The 19969-nt window shown below is 69.3% G+C and carries 24 protein-coding genes; 16 read left to right on the forward strand and 8 right to left on the reverse strand.

Annotated elements, in window-relative coordinates; translation table 11 throughout:
- Positions 1–44: 44 nt before the first annotated feature.
- Positions 45–326, forward strand: coding sequence for a type II toxin-antitoxin system RelB/DinJ family antitoxin (locus B5F23_RS04815; protein ID WP_075279797.1), 282 nt, complete (start codon positions 45–47; stop codon positions 324–326).
- Positions 319–750 (forward strand): type II toxin-antitoxin system VapC family toxin, encoded by a 432-nt coding sequence (locus B5F23_RS04820; protein WP_087352324.1) that lies wholly within the window; start codon positions 319–321, stop codon positions 748–750. Before B5F23_RS04815 ends, B5F23_RS04820 begins: the two co-directional genes overlap by 8 nt.
- Before the next feature lie 12 nt (positions 751–762).
- Here B5F23_RS04820 and B5F23_RS04825 read toward each other — a convergent pair whose 3' ends face one another.
- From B5F23_RS04825 to B5F23_RS04845, 5 genes are all read right to left on the reverse strand, one after another.
- Complete coding sequence (locus tag B5F23_RS04825; RefSeq protein ID WP_087352326.1) at positions 763–1392, reverse strand: helix-turn-helix domain-containing protein; 630 nt, start codon at positions 1390–1392, stop codon at positions 763–765.
- A gap of 267 nt (positions 1393–1659) precedes the next feature.
- Entirely contained in the window at positions 1660–2388 is a 729-nt protein-coding gene (locus B5F23_RS04830; protein WP_087352328.1) for an ABC-2 transporter permease, read from the reverse strand.
- On the reverse strand, positions 2388–3305 hold the full coding sequence (locus B5F23_RS04835) for an ABC transporter ATP-binding protein (protein ID WP_087352331.1): 918 nt from the start codon (positions 3303–3305) through the stop codon (positions 2388–2390). Before B5F23_RS04835 ends, B5F23_RS04830 begins: the two co-directional genes overlap by 1 nt.
- Positions 3305–3682: a GntR family transcriptional regulator gene (locus tag B5F23_RS04840; RefSeq protein WP_087352332.1), complete on the reverse strand. Its 378-nt coding sequence runs from the start codon at positions 3680–3682 to the stop codon at positions 3305–3307. Before B5F23_RS04840 ends, B5F23_RS04835 begins: the two co-directional genes overlap by 1 nt.
- 416 nt (positions 3683–4098) lie before the next feature.
- Positions 4099–4572, reverse strand: a complete 474-nt coding sequence (locus B5F23_RS04845) for a universal stress protein (RefSeq protein ID WP_087352334.1) — start codon at positions 4570–4572, stop codon at positions 4099–4101.
- 141 nt (positions 4573–4713) lie between these two features.
- Between B5F23_RS04845 and B5F23_RS04850 the strand changes: the two genes are divergently transcribed.
- The 4 genes from B5F23_RS04850 (at position 4714) to B5F23_RS04865 (ending at position 7243) form a co-directional block, all read left to right on the forward strand.
- A complete protein-coding gene (locus B5F23_RS04850) occupies positions 4714–5550 on the forward strand; it encodes an MBL fold metallo-hydrolase (RefSeq protein ID WP_087352336.1) in 837 nt (278 codons plus the stop codon).
- A 77-nt stretch (positions 5551–5627) separates the two neighbouring features.
- Positions 5628–5822, forward strand: a complete 195-nt coding sequence (locus B5F23_RS04855; RefSeq protein ID WP_087352338.1) for a hypothetical protein — start codon at positions 5628–5630, stop codon at positions 5820–5822.
- A 52-nt stretch (positions 5823–5874) separates the two neighbouring features.
- Positions 5875–6024, forward strand: a complete 150-nt coding sequence (locus tag B5F23_RS04860; protein ID WP_206392262.1) for a hypothetical protein — start codon at positions 5875–5877, stop codon at positions 6022–6024.
- Between the two features lie 67 nt (positions 6025–6091).
- Positions 6092–7243, forward strand: coding sequence for an aldo/keto reductase (locus B5F23_RS04865; protein WP_087352340.1), 1152 nt, complete (start codon positions 6092–6094; stop codon positions 7241–7243).
- Positions 7244–7301: 58 nt separating this feature from the next.
- Here B5F23_RS04865 and B5F23_RS04870 read toward each other — a convergent pair whose 3' ends face one another.
- Entirely contained in the window at positions 7302–7943 is a 642-nt protein-coding gene (locus tag B5F23_RS04870; RefSeq protein WP_087352342.1) for a TetR family transcriptional regulator, read from the reverse strand.
- A 165-nt stretch (positions 7944–8108) separates the two neighbouring features.
- Between B5F23_RS04870 and B5F23_RS04875 the strand changes: the two genes are divergently transcribed.
- The 4 genes from B5F23_RS04875 (at position 8109) to B5F23_RS04890 (ending at position 11323) form a co-directional block, all read left to right on the forward strand.
- A complete protein-coding gene (locus B5F23_RS04875) occupies positions 8109–9290 on the forward strand; it encodes an iron-containing alcohol dehydrogenase (protein WP_087352344.1) in 1182 nt (393 codons plus the stop codon).
- Positions 9291–9671: 381 nt separating this feature from the next.
- The gene (locus tag B5F23_RS04880) at positions 9672–10226 is read left to right on the forward strand and encodes a flavin reductase family protein (protein WP_087352346.1); all 555 of its coding nucleotides are present in this window, start codon (positions 9672–9674) and stop codon (positions 10224–10226) included.
- The gene (locus tag B5F23_RS04885) at positions 10223–10741 is read left to right on the forward strand and encodes a cyclophilin-like fold protein (RefSeq protein ID WP_206392265.1); all 519 of its coding nucleotides are present in this window, start codon (positions 10223–10225) and stop codon (positions 10739–10741) included. The genes B5F23_RS04880 and B5F23_RS04885 overlap by 4 nt, the downstream gene beginning before the upstream one ends.
- Before the next feature lie 45 nt (positions 10742–10786).
- Positions 10787–11323 (forward strand): flavodoxin family protein, encoded by a 537-nt coding sequence (locus B5F23_RS04890; RefSeq protein WP_087352348.1) that lies wholly within the window; start codon positions 10787–10789, stop codon positions 11321–11323.
- A 279-nt stretch (positions 11324–11602) separates the two neighbouring features.
- Here the strand turns inward: B5F23_RS04890 and B5F23_RS04895 are convergent, their stop codons facing one another.
- Positions 11603–12487 (reverse strand): LysR family transcriptional regulator, encoded by an 885-nt coding sequence (locus B5F23_RS04895; protein WP_087352350.1) that lies wholly within the window; start codon positions 12485–12487, stop codon positions 11603–11605.
- 131 nt (positions 12488–12618) lie between these two features.
- Here B5F23_RS04895 and B5F23_RS04900 point away from each other — a divergent pair, with 131 nt between their 5' ends.
- From B5F23_RS04900 to B5F23_RS04915, 4 genes are read left to right on the forward strand one after another with little or no spacing between them, the layout of a single operon-like run.
- Positions 12619–13008 (forward strand): cyclophilin-like fold protein, encoded by a 390-nt coding sequence (locus B5F23_RS04900; protein ID WP_158096123.1) that lies wholly within the window; start codon positions 12619–12621, stop codon positions 13006–13008.
- A 10-nt stretch (positions 13009–13018) separates the two neighbouring features.
- On the forward strand, positions 13019–14035 hold the full coding sequence (locus B5F23_RS04905; RefSeq protein WP_087352354.1) for an aldo/keto reductase: 1017 nt from the start codon (positions 13019–13021) through the stop codon (positions 14033–14035).
- A 59-nt stretch (positions 14036–14094) separates the two neighbouring features.
- A complete protein-coding gene (locus tag B5F23_RS04910; protein WP_087352356.1) occupies positions 14095–14823 on the forward strand; it encodes a carboxymuconolactone decarboxylase family protein in 729 nt (242 codons plus the stop codon).
- Between the two features lie 27 nt (positions 14824–14850).
- The gene (locus B5F23_RS04915; protein ID WP_087352358.1) at positions 14851–15273 is read left to right on the forward strand and encodes a cupin domain-containing protein; all 423 of its coding nucleotides are present in this window, start codon (positions 14851–14853) and stop codon (positions 15271–15273) included.
- A gap of 232 nt (positions 15274–15505) precedes the next feature.
- Here the strand turns inward: B5F23_RS04915 and B5F23_RS04920 are convergent, their stop codons facing one another.
- A complete protein-coding gene (locus B5F23_RS04920) occupies positions 15506–15778 on the reverse strand; it encodes a GNAT family N-acetyltransferase (protein WP_087352360.1) in 273 nt (90 codons plus the stop codon).
- A gap of 161 nt (positions 15779–15939) precedes the next feature.
- On the opposite strand from B5F23_RS04920, the gene B5F23_RS04925 reads away from it, so the two are divergent.
- Together B5F23_RS04925 and mgtA are read left to right on the forward strand one after the other, a co-directional pair.
- Positions 15940–16626 (forward strand): SdpI family protein, encoded by a 687-nt coding sequence (locus B5F23_RS04925; RefSeq protein ID WP_087352362.1) that lies wholly within the window; start codon positions 15940–15942, stop codon positions 16624–16626.
- Positions 16627–17162: 536 nt separating this feature from the next.
- Positions 17163–19964 (forward strand): magnesium-translocating P-type ATPase, encoded by a 2802-nt coding sequence (gene mgtA / locus B5F23_RS04930; protein WP_087352364.1) that lies wholly within the window; start codon positions 17163–17165, stop codon positions 19962–19964.
- Positions 19965–19969 lie beyond the last annotated feature (5 nt).

Here is a 19969-nt window from a genome sequence, read left to right on the forward strand (position 1 = left end):
TATAGTGTAGACGTGTAGACAGAGAAAAGCAACGGGGGTGGGAAATGGCTACGGCGGTTGTCTCGGGCCGGGTTGATGAGCGGGTGCGGCAGCGCGCGGATGCCTACATAAAGGCCGCGGGACTAACCCCGGCGGACGTCATTCGGGTGGTCTGGGAGAACATCGCGCGGACGGGCGAGGTCCCGGACGAGGGGGAGGCGCAGGGCGAGACCCCCGACGCGTTCGAGGACTTCATGGCGTTCAGGGCAAGCCTGCCCAAGGCAACGTGGCTCGCGGACCTGACGGACGAGCAGATGAAGGACATGATTGCGAGCCGCTATGCGTAGCTACAACAGCAGGCGCCTCCTCTTTGACACCAATGTCGTTCTTGATGCCGTTTGCCCCGAGCGTCCCCAGTCCAAGGAGGCATGTGAGGTTCTTCGCCTCTGCAACGGAGAAGGCGACATGGGAATTGTGGCCGTGAGCTCGCTCAAGGATGCGTACTACATCCTCTGCAGGCAGTATGGGGAGTCCTGCGCGCGGACCTCAATCAAGAAGCTCACGGAGCTGCTGACCATCGCGCCGATAGGCGCGGAGGAGTGTGATCTCTCTCTGCACGGGAACGAGCCCGACTTTGAGGACGGGCTCATCCGAGCCTGTGCGGAGCTCAATGACGTTGACTTCATCCTCACGCGGGACGCCCGCGCCTTCGCAAGGTCAAAGGTGCGGGCGGTCACGTGTGCGGAGTACCTTGAGATTGCGGGGTGGTAACCGAGGGCAAGCCTACCTAAACAGCGCGTTCATGAGCGCGGCTCCGTTGTAGCCGATGAAGGCGCCGATGGCTGCGGCGAGGAGCGTGAGCCCAATCGTGCGAATGACCTTCATCCAGCGCGGGATGAGGCGCTCGCGCCGGCCCTTCTCGGTGTCGCGGTCGATAGGCTCGCCCATCTGGAAGGCGAGAATCTCGTGGTAGGTGACGAGGTCGTGCTCCTTCTTGATGCGCTCGGCCCACGTGGCAGCAAACATCGCCACGCCCCACAGCGTGACGGCGAGAACCACCGTGGGAACCGTCTGCTCGGCCGGCCAGTCCCACACCACCAGCTGGGCAGAAAGCCACACGAGCGCCGCAATCATGAGCAGCAGGAAAACGAGCATTACGAAGCCGAGCCTCTTGAACGTGAGCGCGTCCTTCTCGATGGTCTTGGTCATGGTGTCCACATCTCCCTTGATCAGGCTGTCCACGGACGTGCCGAAGATCTCGGAGAGGAGAAGCAGGCTCTGGACGTCGGGATACGTCTTGTCGTTCTCCCAGGACGAGATGGTCTGGCGGCTCACGTACACGCGGCTCGCCAGCTCGTCCTGGGAGATTCCGAGAGCCGAGCGACGCTCTCTGATGCGCGACCCTATCTCCATGCCCTGCGCCCTCTCGTCCTTCTTGGTGCGCCCCTTGTCTGAGCGCAGACTGCCACGACCGGGTGCAGCGTACCATCAAAAGGGGCCGACGTGGGGTGCCCAGCGTTGTCAAATGACCTTTACATGCCAGCTGACCTGCGGTTCTGTCGCCCCATAGCATCAGTCTCGGTGATCGTGCCACCTCTTGCGGCGCCGGTTGCACAGCGGGATCGCAACGAGCAGAAGCGCGACGACGAAGAGGATCGTGAGGTCCATGGCCGTCACCCCCTAGAGCTCTCGGCGCTCGTAGAGTCGCAGGGAGATAGCGGCGGAGACGGCCAGCACGAGCGCGGACGCCACGAGCAGGACGCCCATGCTCGCCGCCACGCCCGCCGGCGTCTCGATGAAGGCGAGCAGGCTCGTGAGGGCGTCGGTGCCCACGATGCCGCCGTCGAGCAGGCCGCTGTTGCCGATCAGCGAGACGGGGAGCACGAAGAAGACGAGCACCATGATGAGCGGGAGGTACTGCGTGGCCTTGGACTGCCCGAAGCGGAAGTAGAGCGGCGTGACCACGCTCGCGACGAACGACCCCATGAAGATGCAGAAGAAGGAGGAGAAGAGCGTGGCGAGGACGTTCTCGAAGCGGTAGGCGAGCATCTCGGAGAGCCCCATGGGAAGGTCGACGAACGTGGCAAGGGCGGTCACCAGCCCCGCGCCCACGAGACCCGCCACGAGGCCCACGAGCCCGAGCGTCACGATTACGCCGTAGCGGGCGAGCACGACGTCGTGGCGGGAGAGCGGCATGGTGAGGCGGAAGAGCCCCCAGTCGTTCTGCTCGTCGTAGCCGGCGGCGCCCATGGCGCCCGTCATGAAGCACATGCAGGTCAGGATCGCGGGCGCGGCGATGATGGACTGCATGCCGCAGCAGACGAACAGGGAGACGAGAAAGCCGAGGAGCAGGAGCTGACGCACGTAGCTTGCGAAGATGGTCATCTCGACGAGGTAGGCGCGCTTCATTATCGGACACCGCCCTTCAGGGTGAGCGTGAGGTAGTCGTCTATGGTCATGCGGTCGCAGGGGATCTCGGGGAACCGGCGGGCAAAGTCGTAGCGGTCGGGGACGAGCACGTCGATGCCGTACTCGTGGCGCAGGTAGCGCAGCTCGCTCTCGGGCACCATCCCGGAGGCGGCCACGCGCTCGAAGTCCGCGACGCGGCAGCGGGCGACGCCCATCTCGTCGGTGATGGCGTCCTTGGGCAGGTCAAAGACGATGCGTCCCTCGTCGATGCAGACCACCCGGTCGGCGATGCGCTCGAGGTCGCTCGTGATGTGGCTGCTCATGAGGACGGCGCGGCCGGGCTCGGCCACGAAGTCGCGCAGGCGGTCGAGGACCTCGTCGCGCGCCATGGGGTCGAGCCCCGCCGTGGCCTCGTCGAGGATCAGGACGTGGGCGTCGTGGCTGAGGGCGCAGGCCAGGCTGAGCTTCATGCCCATGCCGCGCGAGAGGTCCTTGACGCACTTCTCGGCGGGGAGGTCGAAGGTGTCGATGAGCCTTGAGAAGCGGTGGGCGTCCCAGCGGTCGTAGGCGCGCGCGTAGATCGTGCCCACGTCGCGCACGCGCAGGTGGCCGGGCAGCGAGACCGTGTCGAAGACCACGCCGACGCGCTCCTTGGCGTGCGCCCCCTCCGGGCGGGAGAGCAGCTCGCTGGGCGTGCCGAGCACGCTCGACGTGCCGCCGTCGGTTGCGATGAGGCCGAGAAGAGCCTTGATGGTGGTGGACTTGCCGGCCCCGTTCTTGCCGACGAAGCCCACGACCTCGCCCTCGCGGACGTCAAGGTCGACGCCCTCCAGGGAGAAGCCCTCGTAGTGCTTGGTAAGCCCGTGCGCGCTGACGAGCGGCGTGTCGGTGGTGGTGTCTGAGGTGTGAGTGTTCATCAGTCGTCACTTTCCATGAGTAGGTTGAACATCTCCTTGAGCTCCCCGTCGGAGAGCCCGGCGGCCCGGCCGTCTGCGATGGCGCGCGTGAGCAGGGACTCTACGCCGCGCATCCGCTCCTCGCGGATGAGCTCCATGTTGCCGCCGGCGACGAAGCTTCCCTTTCCCTGCACCGTCTCGATGAACCCGGCCGCCTCGAGGTCCGTGTAGGCGCGCTTGGTGGTGATGACGCTCACGCGCAGCGAGCTCGCAAGGGCGCGGATGGACGGCAGCTGCTCGCCCTCGGCTAGCTCGCCCGCGAGGATCGCGGCCTTGACCTGGTCGGTGATCTGCTCGTAGATGGGCTTGTTGCTCGCGTTCGAGATGATGATTTCCACGTGACTCGGTTCCTTCCTCCCAGCCCGGCGGGGCGTCCCCCGTCGGGGAGCCGCACCTCGGGCGTCCCCGGTGCGCGGCAGGGGTCGCGGCGGACGTCTTCGCGCTTCCCCTACGGGTATAGTGTGTATACCCGATGACTACAGTATATACTCACCTATACACAGCGCAAGGAAGAATCGGGACTTTTTTGAGCGGGGCGTGGCGGGGCCCCACAAGCTCTGACTTATGTACGAGCAAGAGGTTCTTCTCGCCTGGCGAGAAGAACCTCACACAGCAACTACCTGCATATATGTAAGTCTGAATCAACAAACTCCGAGTTTTGCTCGAGCAAAAGTCGGAGTTCGGGGCTGGGCTGGCATGCCAAGGGGGCGCCGGCGCGCGCCGACGCCCCCGCAGGTGGGGCCTGACCGGGCCGCTACTTGACCGTGAGCACCGGGACGTCGACGGAGCGGAGCACGCCAAAGCTCACGCTGCCGAGCATGCCGCGCAGCGCGCCGAGTCCGCGCCGCCCCATGACCACGAGGTCGATGTCGTGGCTGGTGACGTAGTCGGCGATGCCCTCCACCGGGGAGCCGGCGATGACGGCGTCGGCCACGATCTTGCAGCGTGCGTCGTCGCGCGACTGGTCGACCACGTCCTGCACGTCCGCGCTTGCTCGCTGCACCACGGAGTTCATGATGCGCTCGTAGCTGTCGGGGTCGCCGAGCGCATAGGGGACGTCGAAGCCCTCGCCCATGAGCGTGGGGTTGGGCAGCGCGGCGGAGGGGATGACGGTCACCACGTGCACCTTGGCCTCGGGGTAGGGGCCCGCCAGCCCGAGCGCGATGTGCACGGCGCTCTTGGCGTGGTCAGACTCGTCGTAGGGAACCAGGATATTCTTGAAGAACATGGTTGCCTCCTTCGTCAGAGACTGCCGTCTACCTGCGTTATACCCTTCGCTCGGCGAGAAGGGCGTGCGTTCGGCGAGCGTTGGCGAAAACTAGCCTAAAGGGGCCTGCGCCGCACGGTCCGCGATTGCAGGGGGGTTGCCATGCGCGTCACGGTACTGATGGAGAACAGCACGCCCTCGAGTCGGCTGGCGGCGCGTCACGGACTCAGCCTGTGGCTGGAGCTCGACGACGGTCGCCGCGTCCTCTTTGACATGGGCCCCAACGACGGCTTTCTTGCCAACGCGCGGTCGCTCGGCGTGGACGTGACGGAGGCGGACCTGGCGGTGGTCTCCCACGGTCACTACGACCACGGGGGCGGGCTCGGCGCGTTTCTCGCCGCGTGCGGGGATGCGGGCCGCGACGTGCCCGTCTACGTGCGGGAGCACGCCTTCGAGGAGCACGTCTCCGGCACCCCGGAGCGCCACCACGCAATCGGGCTGGACCCGGCGCTGGCGACCGACCCGCGCGTGCGCCCGACGGGCGAGAGGTGCGACCTGGGAGGCGGGCTCGCGCTCTTCTCGACCGCGCGGCGCGCCCACCCCACGGCTCGCTCCAACGGACGCCTGATGGAGCGCCGAGACGGGGCGCTCGTGCCCGACCGCTTTCTCCACGAGCAAAGCCTGATCGTGCGCGAGGGCGATCGCCTCACGCTGGTCTCCGGCTGCTCGCACGGCGGCGTCCTCAACCTCATGGACGTCGCCGAGGAGCTTGCCGGCGCGCCGCTCACGTCCGTCGTGGCCGGCTTTCACCTCATGGATCCGAGCGGCGGGACCGTGGAGGACGAGGGGCTCACGCGCTCGCTCGCCCGCGAGCTCGCCGCGCGGCGCGCTCGCTACCTCACGTGCCACTGCACCGGCACCGACGCCTTCGCGCTCCTGCGCGACGAGCTGGGCGGGCGCGTGAGCTACCTGCACGTGGGCAGCCGCGTGACGCTCTGATCGGCTCGCCGGGACGGGGCGGGCGGCGCGTCGCGTCGGCGGGGTACAATCGGGGAAAGTCGTTCCCGGGAGGTCTGATGCAGGTCGTTGGTGCGCTCCTCGCGTTGCTGCTCGTCGCGTTTGTCGTCTCGCTCGTGATCTCGTTTTTGGTCAACATCGTTGCCGGCGCGCTGTCCATTCTTCCGGCGATCTTTGTGATCGTGGTCATCTGGTTCCTTGTCCGCGGCGGAAGGATCCACATCGAGTTCCCGGACCGCCGCGACCGCCGCTAGGGGGCGGGCATGGCAACGCCTGAGTTCATCGTGCGCCTGCGCGAAGCCGCGCGTGGCCGATGACGAGAGCCTCGAGGTGGGCTGGTTTGCCCCGGACGCGCTGCCGGAGCCGCTTGCGGCCTCGACGCGGGAGCGCTTCGAGGCGCTTGCCGCGTGGCGTGAGGCTGGCTCGTCCGCTGCGCTCTTCTCGCTGGACGCGTGAGCGCCGCCTCGGACCTGCGCCGCCTCTGCTGCGCTACCATGGAGCCACGAGCGAGAGGGGAGCTGGCATGCGCTATCGGGAGCTGGGCCGCACGGGCCTCAAGGTGAGCGAGATCGGCTTTGGCGGCGAGTGGATGGACGGCACGCCGGAGGCCACGCGCGCGGTGGTGGAGGCCGCCGACGCCGCGGGCATCAACGTCCTGGACTGCTGGATGCCCGACCCCACGCGCCGCTCCAACCTCGGTGACGCCCTGCGCGACCTGGGCCTGCGCGGGCGCTGGGTCATCCAGGGGCACCTCGGCTCCACGTGGCAGGGCGAGCAGTACGTGCGCACGCGCGAGCTCTCCGCGGTGAAGCCCGCCTTCGAGGACCTTCTCGCGCGCTTCCACACCGACTACATGGACCTCGGCATGATCCACTACGTGGACCGCGTCGACGACTTCGAGGCCGTCATGTCCGGTCCCTTCATCGACTACGTGCGCGAGCTGCGCGCCTCCGGCACCGTCCGCCACGTTGGCCTCTCCACGCACAACCCCGAGGTCGCGCGCCTGGCCGTGCTGGACCCCGAGGTGGAGATGATCCTCTTCTCCGTGAACCCGGCCTTTGACATGATGCCCGCGACCGACGACCTCGACGCCTACTTCGACGAGCGTGGCGAGTCCGCCGCCATGGACGGCATGACCCCGGAGCGCGCCGAGCTCTACGCGCTGGCAGAGGAGACGGGCACGGGCATCACGGTCATGAAGGGCTACATGGGAGGCCGGCTCTTCGACGCGGCGCAGTCGCCGTTTGGCGTGGCGCTCACGCCGGTTCAGTGCCTCCACTACGCGCTCACGCGCCCGGCGGTGGCAAGCGTGATGGTGGGGTTCGGCGAGCCGGCGCACGTTGCCGAGGCCGTGTCCTACGAGGGCGCCTCGGAGGCCGAGAAGGACTACGCGAGCGTCCTCGCCGGGGCGCCTCGCCACGCCTACCTGGGCAGCTGCACCTACTGCGGCCACTGCGCGCCGTGCCCGCGCGGGATCGACATCGCCTCCGTGAACAAGTTCTTCGACCTGGCGAGCGCCTACGACGAGGTGCCCGACTCGCTGCGCGAGCACTACCGCGCGCTCGGCGCCACGGCCGAGGCGTGCGTCGCGTGCCGCGCGTGCGAGGGACGCTGCCCGTTCGGCGTGCGCGTGGCCGAGCGCATGGCGGCCGCGGCGGAGCTCTTCGGCTGCTAGGGGCGTGGGGGTTGCCCGCGCGGCCCTTCTCGCCCCGCGCTTTTCCTCCGCCGCGCCCCTAGCGGGCGTAGTGGGAGAGGCACATCCCGATGAAGTCGCGCATCTCGGCGCGGAAGTCCAGCTGCGGACGCTCGTGGCCGATCGCCTCGAGCGCCTCGGCGACGAGCGGGTTCTTCCAGCAGGCGCTCACGAACCCCACGGCGTGGTAGTAGATGGCCAGCAGAAGCGGCTCCACGCGCTCGGGGGCCATGTCGAGGATCTGCGGCAGGCGCTCGCGCATGTCGGCCACGCGGTCGTAGTAGGCGCCCTTGAAGTCCGCGAGGCGCTCCACGCTCACGTTGGTCTCGATGATCGTGGAGAGCAGGTCGCCGAGGCGGAAGTACTCCTGGTGCGCGTTGGCGATCCCCGCCCACACCTCGGCGATGACGTCGGGCGCGAGCCCGCAGCCCTCGGGCAGCGCGGCGAGGAGCGCGTCGAAGTAGGCGTCGAGCTCGTCTGCCGTGAGCAGCAGGAAGACCTCCTCCTTGGTGCACACGTACTTGTAGAGGTTGGCGCGCGACCATCCCAGCTCGTCGGCGATGGTGGTGAGCGTGATCTCGTGGTAGGGGCGCGTGGCAAACTGGCGCCGCACCGCGTCCTTGATCTGATCGAGGCGCTGCTCCTTCTGCTCGGCGCTGCGCGCCCGTATGAACTCGGCCATGGGACCCTCCGTGCTTCTCGACACGTGAAGTATAGCGCAGCCGGGGTATCAATTAGCAAATCCGCGTCAATTAACCCTTTACAAGTTACGTGACGTCACGTAACCTATAGAGCAGACGGGAGGGGGAAGGCCCCTTCCCACAAGGGCACGGCGAGAGGAACGGACATGCTCGGCAACTTCACGTACCACAACCCCACCAAGCTCATCTTTGGCGCCGACGCCATGGCCTCGCTCGCGGGCGAGCTCGCGGCGTACGGACCGGTGGTGCAGCTCGTCTACGGCGGCGGCTCCATCAAGAGAAACGGCATCTACGAGGCCGTGACGGAGGCGCTCGCCGCGGCGGGCAAGACCGTCGTCGAGGACGCGGGCGTCATGCCCAACCCCACCGTCGAGAAGCTCTGCGAGGGCGCCCGCATCGCGCGCGAGAACGACGTCGACCTCATCCTCGCCGTGGGCGGCGGCTCGTGCATCGACTACGCCAAGGCCGTGGCCGTCTCCGCCAACCTCCCGGAGGGCGTGGACCCCTGGCAGAAGTACTGGGTGGACTTTGACGAGCCCTCCGCGGACCTCGAGGTGATCCCCGTGGGCAGCGTGCTCACGATGGTGGGCACCGGCTCGGAGATGAACTGCGGCTCGGTCATCACCAACCACGAGGCCAAGATGAAGGTCGGCCACGTCTTCGCGGACGCGCGCGTGTTCCCGCGCTTTGCGGTGCTCAATCCCGAGTTCACCTACACGCTGCCGCGCTACCAGATGGTCGCGGGCATCTTCGACATCATGAACCACATCACCGAGCAGTACTTCTCGGGCACCGACGACAACACCTCCGACTACCTCTCCGAGGGCCTCATGCGCAGCCTCGTGGCCGCGAGCCGCGCAGCCGTGCGCGACCCGCGCGACTACGAGGCCCGCTCCAACATCATGTGGTGCGCCACCTGGGCGCTCAACACGCTCGTTGCCTGCGGGAAGTCCACCGACTGGGAGGTCCACATGCTCGGCCAGGCCGTGGGTGCCCACACCGACGCCACGCACGGCATGACGCTCTCGGCCGTGGCGCTGCCGTACTACCGCCTCGTCATGCCGTACGGCGTGGAGAGGTTCGCGCGCTTCGCCACGAACGTGTGGGGCGTCGACGCGGCGGGCAAGGGCGCCGAGGAGCTCGCGGCGGCGGGCCTCGACGCGATGGAGGCGTGGATGCGCGAGATCGGCTGCGTGATGAGCATCTCCGAGCTCGGCGCCGACGAGTCCATGCTCGAGGGCCTGGCCGACTCCACGCTCATCATGCAGGGCGGCTACCATGCCCTGACGCGCGACGAGGTCATCGAGGTCTTCCGCGCCAGCCTGTAGCGCTTGTCCCGCGGGACCTGGCGTTTCTTATCGCCGCTCGCGCGGCCATCCGCGGAAAACCCTTGCGATTGGGTGGCCCACGCGGTCGAGGTTCTCCGTCCCCAGGGTGTGGCCCCGCACAAAACCCCTGCGATTGGGTGGCAACCTTGATATGCGTCATCAAGAATGCCACCCAATCGCACCCCAGGCGTGGCAGGACGGGCGAGAAGAACGTGTCTGGGGCGCAAAGATCTTCTCGCCGCATCAAAGATGCCGCCCAATCGGAGGTGGTTTCGGTCAGGAGGGGGCCTCTCGACGACGCGAGAGGGGCCAGACGCCCAATCGGGCACGTTTTGTGGCAGGCGCGTGGGCCCGTTCGCCCCGCGGAGAAGGGATTCCATCATGCGAAGGAACATCGGCAGCGCGCTTGCGCTCTACCCCATGCCGGTCACCGTGGTCGGCGCCATGAACGGTGACGAGCCCACCTGGACGCTGGTGGCGCACGTGGGCATCATCGGCCACGACCGCGTGACGGTGAGCCTGGCGTCGGCGCACTTCATCAACGACTGCATCAAGAAGGCCGGGCGCCTCTCGGTGAACCTGGCGAGCGAGCCCATGCTGCCGCAGGTGGCGGTGGCAGGCGCCGTCTCCGGTGCCAAGCAGAGCAAGGCGGACCTCTTTGCGTGGGAGGCGGCGGAGAACGGCGCGCCGCTCATCGGCGAGGCGCCGGTCTCGGTGGCGTGCACGGTGGCGGACGTCTACGAGACGCCGGGCTTCGAGACCTTTGTCTGCACGATCGACGGCACCTACGTGGACGAGGCCGACCTCACCGAGGCGGGCAAGATCGACTACGCGCGCGTCAGGCCGGTCCTCTTTGAGTTCCCCACCTATAGCTACCTGCGCACCGGCGAGGTCATCGGGCCGTGCGCGGACTTTGCGAGGGCGGCGCGAGCATGATGGGCCGAAGGGCGTTCCTTGCCGTTGCGGGCGCCCTGCTCCTGGGCGGCTGCTCGGCGGGCGAGAAGGACGCGGTGCCGGCGGCGCGGGGTCGCGCGGTGGCGTCGGCGGACGCCCCCGCGGACGTGACGGACGAGAGTGACGAGGAGGTGGGCACGGTGGGCGAGCTGCTCATGACCGTGGCCTGCGGGGACGCGGTGGTCACCTACGAGCTCAACGACAGCCCGGCGGCGAGCGCGCTTCTCGCCCAGCTGCCGCTCACGCTGGAGGTTGACGACTTCTCGGACAACGAGAAGGTCTTCTACCCGCCAGCGAGGCTTGACGTGGCGGGCGCGCCGCTCGCCGAGTCCGGCGAGGCGGGGACGCTGGCCTACTACGAGCCGTGGGGCGACGTCGTGATGTTCTACGGGCCCTTCTCGCCCAACGGAGCGCTCTACGAGCTCGGCCAGGCCGTTGCCGGCGAGGACGGGATCGCCGGGCTCAGTGGCACCATCGAGCTCGCGCTGGTGGAGTAGGCGGCGCATGACGCGTGTGCGCCACCCGCAGAGAGAGGGGACAACGTGAACGTCATCATCTTGCAGGGAAGTCCCAACCGGGACGGGTCCACGGCCATCATGGCAGAGGAGTTCGCGCGCGGGGCGCGGCAGGCGGGCCACGAGGTGGAGCGCGTGGACGTGTGCGCGCTCGACGTGGCCCCGTGTAGGGGCTGCGTGGCCTGCGGCTACGGCGCGCGGCCGTGCGTGCAGCGCGACGGCATGGGCCCGCTGCTGGACAAGATCGCGGCCGCCGACCTGCTCGCGCTGGCCACGCCGCTCTACTACTACGGCATGACCGCGCAGCTCAAGTGCGTGATCGACCGGTTCTGCTCGGCAAACTCCGCCATCTCGGCGCGCCGGCTCGACGCGGTTCTTCTCGCCGTTGCGTGGAACGCCGACGAGTGGGCCTTCGACGCGCTCGTCGCGCACTACGAGACGCTCTGCCGCTATCTCAACATGCGCGACCGCGGGCAGGTGCTCGGCTACGGCTGCGGCACGCCGGGCATGACGCGCGCCTCGGCGCACCTGCGCGAGGCGTTTGAGCTGGGGGCGTCGCTCTAGCGGGGCCGGCGGGCGTCGCGGTGCACAAATTCGGAATTGTGCGGGGATGGGCGGCTCCCCCGGAGCAAAGCGCCAGTTGAGGTTCTTCTCGCGCTTAGAGAAGTGGGGTTGTGCGGGGCGTTTTCCGCACAATTTTAAAATTGTGCGGCCGAGAGGGCGCAACGAGGCCGCTTTCCCGGGCGAGAAGAACCACCTGCTGGCACTCTGCCCCGCGGGGGCCTTCGGCCTGCGCACAATTCCGGAATTGTGCGCCCCGGCCACCGGCCACCGGTCGGGCCGTCACGCCTCCCGGAGGCTCTCCAGGAACAGGCGCACCGCGCGCGAGGGCGTCGCGGTGCGCTTCCACACCACGTCGATGATCGAGACCGCGGGCGGGTAGAGCAGGCGGAAGGCGAGGCCGCTGCCCGGGCCCGTCGGCGTGAGCCCCTCGAGGGTGAGCATGCGGCCCACGCCCTCCTGCACGAGCAGCGCGGCGTTGAAGGAGAGGTTGTAGGTCGCCGCGACCTCGACGCCCTCCCCGTCTTCGCCGAACCAGGTGGCGAGCGGCCCCGCGAGGCGCTCTCTCGTCCACGAGCGCTCCGGCATGATGAGCGGGCCCTCGGCGAGGTCGGCGGGCGAGATGACCTCGCGCTCGGCGAGCGGGTCGTCCTCGCGCACGACGAGGCCCCAGGCGTCGCTGAGCGGCAGCCTCAGGTGGGAGCAGCGCTCGTCCTCGGGGTAGGACATGAGCACCGCGAGGTCGTCGAGCCCGTGCTCGAGCCGCTCGACGAGGTCGGTCGCCACCGCGCTGTGCAGGTGGAAGCGGACGTCGGGGTAGCGCTGGCGGAAGGCGCGCACGTGCCGGGCGATGAGGCGCATGCTCGCGCTCTCGCCGGCGCCGATGTGGATGTCGCCCGCCACGATGTCGTCTCCATGCGAGAAGTCTGCCGAGGTCTGGTCGGCCAGCCCCACGATCTCCTGGGCGCGGCGCCGCAGGTAGAGGCCCTTCTCGGTTGGTCGAACGCTGCGGCTGCGGCGCTCGAGCAGCTCGCATCCGAGCTCGCGCTCGAGGCCGGCGATCTGGCGCGAGAGCGCCGGCTGCGTGACGTGCAGCTCCTCGGCGGCGCGCGACATGGTCCCGCACTCGCAGACGACGAGGTAGTAGCGAAGGGCCCTGAGCTCCATGGCCTCCCCCAGACGGCGTAAAACGTATAAGCAAAACGCATATCAGGATATAGATTATAAGCAATTGTATTCCCTTGCGCCCGGGTCCACACTGGAGTCGTACGAGGTGGAGACGGCGAGAGGAGGCGGCCGTGGGAAGGCGAATCGTTGTGCGCCTGGGCGACGTCACCGTGCGCGCCACGCTCAACGACACCCCCGCAGCCCGTGCGCTCGCCGAGCGGCTCCCGCTGACCCTGCGCATGTGCGCCTCGACCGTGGGATGCTGCGGCGCGCTGCCCCTCTCGCTTCCCGCCGACCCCGCGCTCGTCCACCGGGGCTGGACGGACGGGGACCTCAACTACAACCCGGCGGGCGGCTGGCTCGCGATCTTCTTCGACGACGAGAGGAACTCCATGCGCTACGGCGACCAGCTCACCATCGGGCGCGTCGAGGGCTCGCTCGAGCCGCTGCGCGCGCTCGAGGGCCGGCTCGACGCCCTCATCGAGACGGACGAACGCCGGGTCATCCCGGAGACGGACTAGGGAGGAAGACATGAAGTACACGAAACTCGGCAATTCCGGCATAGAGGTCAGCCGCATCTGCCTGGGCGGCATGAGCTTCGGCGTCCCCACGCCGGACCACCACCAGTGGACCATCGACCCCAGCGAGACCCGCGCCGTCATCGCCCGCGCGCTCGAGCGGGGCGTGAACTTCATCGACACGGCCAACTGCTACGCAAACGGAACGAGCGAGGAGTACATCGGCGCCGCCCTGCGCGGGCTGGGCGTTCAGCGCGACAAGGTGGTGCTGGCGAGCAAGGTCTACTTCAACGAGGGACGCCTCTCGGCCGCCGCCATCGAGCGCGAGATCGAGGGCACGCTGCGCAGGCTCCAGACCGACTACCTCGACCTCTACATCATCCACCGCTTCGACTACGACACGCCCGTCGAGGAGACCATGGGGGCCCTCGACGGCCTCGTGCGCGCCGGCAAGGTCCGCGCGATTGGCGCGAGCGCGATGTATGCCTACCAGCTCCACAACATGCAGGTCGCGGCCGAGCGCAACGGTTGGACCAAGTTCACGTCCATGCAGTGCCACTACAACCTGCTCTACCGCGAGGACGAGCGCGAGATGATTCCCGTGTGCCGCCAGTACGACATGGCGCTCACGCCGTACAGCCCGCTCGCGTCCGGCCACCTCTGCCGTCCCACCTGGGACTCCGACTCCGTGCGCAGCCGCACCGACCAGGTCATGGTGAACAAGTACGACGGCGCGCGCGACAACGACATGAAGATCGTGGCGCATGTGGCCGAGGTCGCCGAGCGGCATGAGGTGCCGATGTCGCGCGTCGCGCTCGCGTGGCACTGGGCGCGCGGGGTGGAGGCGCCGATCGTGGGCTGCTCGCGCCCCGAGCGCGTGGACGACGCCGTCGCGGCGCTCGACGTGGAGCTCTCGGCCGAGGAGCTGGCCTACCTCGAGGAGCCCTACGTGGCCCACGAGCTCGTGGGGCCGCTGGGCCGCCCCGGCGAGAAGCCCCTCGCCGGCACGACAGACCCCAACGCAAAGTAGACGCGCCCGCGGGCGACGCCGCCCCCGGCGCCTCCCGACGGACAGAAAGGAGAGGAACCATGGCAGACTATCAGGGCGTCGCGGGGCTCGAGCTGACCGACCCCGAGTTCGCCGAGCGCTTCGCGTACTTCGCGGGTGAGGAGGTGCCCGGCGAGGCCGCGGCGGAGCTGCCGCCCCGCGAGCGCTACCTCGTGGTGCTCGCCGCGCTTCTCGGCTGCCAGGGGCTGGACGAGTTTCGCCTCATGGCCGCCGAGGCGCTCGACGCGGCCGTCACGCCGGTCGAGCTCAAGGAGGTCGTCTACCAGGCGTGCGCCTACCTCGGCATCGGCCGCGTGCGGCCGTTCCTGGATGCCGCCAACGAGCTTCTCGTCGCGCGCGGCGTGGAGCTTCCGCTCGAGCCCCAGGCGACCACCACGCTCGAGACCAGGTGCGCGGCCGGCAACCAGAAGCAGGTCGACTACTTCGGCGAGGGCATGCGCGAGAGCTGGGAGAGCGGGCCCGCGGAGCGCGCGCACGTCAACCGCTGGCTCGCCGAGAACTGCTTCGGCGACTACTACACGCGCGGCGGCCTCTCCGACCTTGACCGCGAGATGGTCACGTTCTGCTACATCGCCGCCCAGGGCGGCTGCGAGCCGCAGGCGGCGGCCCACGCGGGCGGCAACATGAACCTCGGGCGCACCAAGGATTTCATGTACCGCGTGGTCTCGCAGATGCTGCCCTACATCGGCTACCCTCGCAGCCTGAACGCCCTCTCGTGCATCGACAGCGCGGCAGCCGCGCGCGCATAGCGACCCATCGACCAAAGGAGAAGAGCCATGGCAGAAAGCGACGACTTCACCCCCATGTTCGGCAAGGGCGCCCCGAACGAGGCCTTCGCCCAGTACTTCATCGGCAACTCCTACCTCAACCCGCTCACGAGCGCCGCCGAGTGCGGCGTGGGCCTCGCCAACGTGACCTTCGAGCCGGGCTGCCGCAACAACTGGCACGTCCACCACGCCACCAGGGGCGGCGGGCAGATCCTCATCGTGACCGACGGGCGCGGCTGGTACCAGGAGTGGGGCAAGGAGCCGCGGATGCTCACCCCCGGCGACGTGGTGGTGATTCCCGCCGGCGTGAAGCACTGGCACGGCGCCGCCGCAGACAGCTGGTTCTCGCACATCGCCTTCGAGGCGCCGGGCGAGGGCTGCTCCAACGAGTGGCTCGAGCCCGTGGACGACGCCTCCTACCCGCAGGCGTAGCCGGAGCCGGTCTTTCGGCCCGCACAATTTCCGATTTGTGCGGACCTCGCCTCGCTCGCGGCGGATCTTACCGGCGCGAGAAGAACCTCAACTGGCGTTTTTCCTCCAAACGCCCCGCCCCCGCCGCACAATTCCGGATTTGTGCGGCGGGGCGGAGCCGTCTCGCGGCGGCGGGGGCGGAGCCGTCGCGCGGCGGCGAGGGTGGGGCTGTCGCGCGCCCTGCGACCCTGCCCTAGGCGATGAGCGCGGCGCGCTCGGGGTGCTTCTCGAACCAGCTCACGGCATAGGAGCACGTGGGCCGCGCGGCGAGCCCGCTCGCCGCGATGCTTGCCACGGCACGGCCCATAAGCTCGCCCGCGACGCCGCGCCCGCGCAGGGACTCGTCCACGAAGGTGTGGTTGATCTCCGCGACGCCGGGCTCCACCTGGGGGAAGGTCACCTCGGCGAGCACGTTTCCGCCCCCGCCCAGATACTGCACGCGGTCGCGCTCCATGACGACGTCCATGACTGCTCCTCTCGTCTGACTGCCGCCTCCAGTCTAGCAAGCGCCCGCCCCCGCGAGCGGCAGGCTCTTGTCGCCGAGCGTCTGGTCTGCACGGAGCTGGAAAACGCGGCGGGAAAGGGGTATACCGTCGGGGAAGCTGAGGCTCGTCGAAGGAGGCTGCGATGTCTGGCCTGAACCTCGATGGTCGCGACCGCGCCCTGTGGGTGGGGCTTCTCGCCCTGTGCGCGGCGAGCGCCGCGGCGTACCTGCTGTGGGCGCTCCCCGCGATGCCGGAGACCGTCCCCGTGCACTGGGGTGCCGACGGCGCCGCGGACGGGTGGGGCCCCAAGGGGTCGACGGTCTTCATGGGAGCCGTGCTGCCGCTCCTTGTCCTCGCGCTGCTCTTTGCCGTGCCGCGCCTCGACCCGCGCGGCGAGGCCTTCAACCGCTTCAAGGGCGTCTACCAGGGATTCTCTGCCGCCTTTGTCGTGTTCATCGTAGTCGCGGGCTGGCTCACGCCCCTCACGGCGTTCGGCGCGATCCCCTCGGGCTCCCCGGTCGTGAGCCTCATCACCTTTGGGTTCATGGGTCTGCTCTTTGTGGGGCTCGGCGTGGCGTGCCCGCGGATCGAGCCAAACTACACCTTCGGCATCCGCCTGCCGTGGACGCTGGCCGACCCGGACAACTGGCGGCGCACGCACCGCTTTGCGGGCCCGGTCTTCGTGGTCGCGGGCGTGGCCACGGTCGCCCTCGCGCTCTTCTCGGCGTCGCTTCCCGAGGCAACGCTGGTGGCGGCGCTCCTCGTGGTCACCCTCGGGGGCGTGGGCGTGGTCGCGCTCTACAGCTTCGTGATCTGGCGCCGCGGCTGAGGAGTCCCCGCGGCCGTTTGGGGCGTGCCTTGGCCTCTCCTCCCGGTTGTCAGTGGATTTTGGCGAGAAGCCCGAGTAGCCAGCGCCCCTCGTCTCAAAGACCCGCAGGTAGAGAAATGGCACCAGCAAGGTGATACTTCGGGAGGGCAAGAAAAACCACTGACAACCGCCTGGGGGGGACAAGGCGCTGGCGAGAAGGACCGGCGGCCCGGCGCCCGCCCTCGGATGTGGGCGCGCTGTGGGCGGCCTTGCGGCCGCCGGGCCCTTGTGCCATAGTCACGGCACTGCAAGGCGCGCGACGCGCGCGGACCACGAGGAGGTGCGACCATGAACGACCGAAGTAGCGATGCCTGCGGCGCCGGGTCGCATCGACCTTGCGTGAGGGTCGCCTAGGCATCGCCGGGCACCCGCCCAAGACCCCAGACAACCGAGCACGCACGCCGCCGGGCGCCCCGAGGCGCCGGGCGACTCCGTGCGGCCCGCTCGCGGGCATCCCCCTCGACCAGCCGGAACCTTAGGTATTGGGAGGTGTCAGGATGCTGAACCTCAAGAACTTCGCAACCATCGCAACCCGTGCGCGCGGCGTGCGCCCGGGCTCCGACCACCGCGCGCAGGGACGCCCCGGCGCCGGCGAGCTCGGCGCGTGCGTCGAGTACGCCGCCACCGCGCCCGTCGCGGAGCTGCTCGCCGCACTCGGCAGCTCCGAGCGCGGGCTCGACCCCGCCCGTGCCGCCGCGCGCCTCGCGCAGGACGGTCCCAACGAGCCCACGGCCCCGCGTCGCGCCCCCGCGGCCCTGCGCCTCGCGGCGAGCTTCGCGAGCCCGTTCACGCTCATCCTCGTGGCGCTCGCCGCGATATCGCTCTACACCAACGTCCTTCTCGCCGCGCCGGGCGAGGAGGACCCGTCGACCTGCGTGGTGATCGCCGTGATGGTGGTCGTCTCGGGCGTCCTGGGCTTTGTCCAGGAGGACCGCGGGGTGGCCGCGGCGGAGGCCCTGGGCGGTCTTGTGACCTGCACGTGCTGCGTCGAGCGCGCGGGCGAGCCCGGGCGCGAGGTCGCGTTCTCCGAGCTCGTGGTCGGCGACGTCGTGCGCCTGGCCGCCGGCGACCTCGTCCCGGCCGACGCGCGCGTGATCGAGGCCAAGGACCTCTTCGTCAACCAGGCCGCGCTCACCGGCGAGGGCGAGGGCGTCGAGAAGTGCCCGCGGCCCTGCGCCGTCCCCGAGGGCCGGCCGCTCTCCGTCGCGGACTGCGACGACGTGGTCTTCACGGGCACCACCGTGGTGTCCGGCTCCGCCCGCGCGGTCGTGGTCGCGACCGGCGACGACACCTACGTGGGGCGCGTGGCCGTCTCCTGCCGCGGCGGGGCCGCCCGGACGAGCTTCGATGCGGGCGTGGCCTCGGTCTCGCGGGTGCTCGTGGCGTTCATGCTGGTCATGTGCCCCGTGGTCTTTCTCGTCAACGGGCTCACCAAGGGGGACTGGCTCGACGCGCTGCTCTTCTCGGTGTCCGTGGCCGTGGGCATCACGCCGCAGATGCTGCCCGTGATCGTGACCACGTGCCTGGCCCGGGGCGCCCGCGTCATGGCGCGCAACGAGGTCATCGTCAAGAGCATGCCCTCGATTCAGAACCTGGGCGCGATGGACGTGCTGTGCTGCGACAAGACGGGCACGCTCACCGAGGACCGCGTGGTCCTGGAGCGCCACCTCAACGTGGACGGCGAGGCCGACGACCGGGTGCTGCGTCACGCCTACCTCGTGAGCCACTTCCAGACGGGCCTCTCCAACCTCATCGACGAGGCCATCGTCGAGCGCGTGGGGGAGCTCTCCGAGAGGTGCCCCGAGCTCGCCGACGTCGACGCCCGCTACCACAAGGTCGACGAGGTGCCCTTCGACTTCGAGCGCCGTCGCATGAGCGTGGTCGTCGCGGACGGGGCGGGGAAGACGCAGATGGTCACCAAGGGTGCCGTGGAGGAGGTGCTCGCCGCGTGCTCGCACGTGGAGGCGGGCGGCCGCGTGGTGCCGCTCGACGACGCGCTGCGCTCCCGGGTCCTGAGGCGTTCGGCCGAGCTGGGCGCGCGCGGCCTGCGCACCATCGCCGTGGCGCAGAAGACCGACCCGCGCCCGGTCGGCGCCTTCGGCGTGGGCGACGAGCGTGACATGGTGCTGATGGGCTACCTGGCCTTTCTCGACCCGCCCAAGGCGAGCGCGGCCGAGGCCGTCGGGCGCCTCACCGCGGCGGGGGTCTCGGTGCGCGTGCTCACGGGCGACACCGAGGGCGTCGCGGCCGCCGTGTGCCGCAAGGTCGGCATCCGCGTGGAGAAGATGATGCTCGGCCCCGAGGTTGACGTGCTCGACGACGCCGAGCTCGCCCGCCGCGCGGAGGGGACGCAGCTCTTTGCCCGGCTCTCTCCACTGCAGAAGGCGCGCGTGGTGAGCGCGCTGCGCGCCGGCGTGCCGGGGGCGCCCGCCGGGGACTCCGGGCACGTGGTCGGCTTCATGGGCGACGGCATCAACGACGCGGCCGCCATGCGCGCCTCCGACGTGGGGATCTCGGTGGACACCGCCGTCGACGTGGCCAAGGAGAGCGCCGACGTCATCCTCACGCGCAAGGACCTCGCGGTGCTCGGGCGCGCCGTGCGCGAGGGACGTCGCACGTACGGGAACACGATCAAGTACATCAAGGCGACGGCGAGCTCAAACTTCGGCAACGTCCTCTCCGTGCTGGCGGCGAGCGCGTTCCTGCCTTTCCTCCCCATGTCGGCGCTGCAGCTGCTCCTGCTCGGGCTCGTCTACACGCTCTCGTGCGCGGCAATCCCCTGGGATCGCATGGACGAGGAGTTTCTCGCCCGCCCGCGGCGCTGGGACGCGCGCTCCATCGTGGGCTTCATGCTCTGGATGGGCCCCACGAGCTCGGTCTTTGACCTCCTGACGTTTGCGGCGCTGTTCTTCGTGGTCGCGCCCGCGGTGACGGGCGCCCCCTGGGCGGAGCTGGCGGCGTCCGGCGACGTGGCGGGCATGGCCGCCTTTGCCGCCGTCTTCCACACGGGCTGGTTCGTCGAGTCGCTCTGGACGCAGACGCTCGTGCTGCACGCGCTGCGCACCGAGCGCGTCCCGTACGTGCAGAGCCGCCCCGCCCCCGCGCTCGCGGCGGTCACGGTGGTGGGCGTGCTCGTGGTCAGCGCGCTTCCCTACGTCGGCGGCGTGGCCGACGCGCTCGGGCTCGTGGCGCAGCCGGCGGCTTTCTACCCGGTGCTCGCCGGCTGCGTGGTCGGCTACCTCGCGCTCGTGAGCTGGGCCAAGGGCCGCTACGTGCGCCGGTTCGGCTCGCTGCTGTGACGGGT

Source organism: Olsenella sp. An188, assembly GCF_002160255.1.
GTDB classification, from domain to species: Bacteria; Actinomycetota; Coriobacteriia; order Coriobacteriales; family Atopobiaceae; genus Thermophilibacter; species Thermophilibacter avistercoris.

Excerpts from the sequence above, each read along its gene's own strand:
- B5F23_RS04815 (WP_075279797.1), top strand. The coding sequence starts at position 45 with ATGGCTACGGCGGTTGTCTCGGGCCGGGTTGATGAGCGGGTGCGGCAG.
- B5F23_RS04820 (WP_087352324.1), top strand. The coding sequence starts at position 319 with ATGCGTAGCTACAACAGCAGGCGCCTCCTCTTTGACACCAATGTCGTT.
- B5F23_RS04825 (WP_087352326.1), bottom strand. The coding sequence starts at position 1,392 with ATGGAGATAGGGTCGCGCATCAGAGAGCGTCGCTCGGCTCTCGGAATC.
- B5F23_RS04830 (WP_087352328.1), bottom strand. The coding sequence starts at position 2,388 with ATGAAGCGCGCCTACCTCGTCGAGATGACCATCTTCGCAAGCTACGTG.
- B5F23_RS04835 (WP_087352331.1), bottom strand. The coding sequence starts at position 3,305 with ATGAACACTCACACCTCAGACACCACCACCGACACGCCGCTCGTCAGC.
- B5F23_RS04845 (WP_087352334.1), bottom strand. The coding sequence starts at position 4,572 with ATGTTCTTCAAGAATATCCTGGTTCCCTACGACGAGTCTGACCACGCC.
- B5F23_RS04850 (WP_087352336.1), top strand. The coding sequence starts at position 4,714 with ATGCGCGTCACGGTACTGATGGAGAACAGCACGCCCTCGAGTCGGCTG.
- B5F23_RS04855 (WP_087352338.1), top strand. The coding sequence starts at position 5,628 with ATGCAGGTCGTTGGTGCGCTCCTCGCGTTGCTGCTCGTCGCGTTTGTC.
- B5F23_RS04865 (WP_087352340.1), top strand. The coding sequence starts at position 6,092 with ATGCGCTATCGGGAGCTGGGCCGCACGGGCCTCAAGGTGAGCGAGATC.
- B5F23_RS04870 (WP_087352342.1), bottom strand. The coding sequence starts at position 7,943 with ATGGCCGAGTTCATACGGGCGCGCAGCGCCGAGCAGAAGGAGCAGCGC.
- B5F23_RS04875 (WP_087352344.1), top strand. The coding sequence starts at position 8,109 with ATGCTCGGCAACTTCACGTACCACAACCCCACCAAGCTCATCTTTGGC.
- B5F23_RS04880 (WP_087352346.1), top strand. The coding sequence starts at position 9,672 with ATGCGAAGGAACATCGGCAGCGCGCTTGCGCTCTACCCCATGCCGGTC.
- B5F23_RS04885 (WP_206392265.1), top strand. The coding sequence starts at position 10,223 with ATGATGGGCCGAAGGGCGTTCCTTGCCGTTGCGGGCGCCCTGCTCCTG.
- B5F23_RS04895 (WP_087352350.1), bottom strand. The coding sequence starts at position 12,487 with ATGGAGCTCAGGGCCCTTCGCTACTACCTCGTCGTCTGCGAGTGCGGG.
- B5F23_RS04905 (WP_087352354.1), top strand. The coding sequence starts at position 13,019 with ATGAAGTACACGAAACTCGGCAATTCCGGCATAGAGGTCAGCCGCATC.
- B5F23_RS04910 (WP_087352356.1), top strand. The coding sequence starts at position 14,095 with ATGGCAGACTATCAGGGCGTCGCGGGGCTCGAGCTGACCGACCCCGAG.
- B5F23_RS04915 (WP_087352358.1), top strand. The coding sequence starts at position 14,851 with ATGGCAGAAAGCGACGACTTCACCCCCATGTTCGGCAAGGGCGCCCCG.
- B5F23_RS04920 (WP_087352360.1), bottom strand. The coding sequence starts at position 15,778 with ATGGACGTCGTCATGGAGCGCGACCGCGTGCAGTATCTGGGCGGGGGC.
- B5F23_RS04925 (WP_087352362.1), top strand. The coding sequence starts at position 15,940 with ATGTCTGGCCTGAACCTCGATGGTCGCGACCGCGCCCTGTGGGTGGGG.
- mgtA (WP_087352364.1), top strand. The coding sequence starts at position 17,163 with ATGCTGAACCTCAAGAACTTCGCAACCATCGCAACCCGTGCGCGCGGC.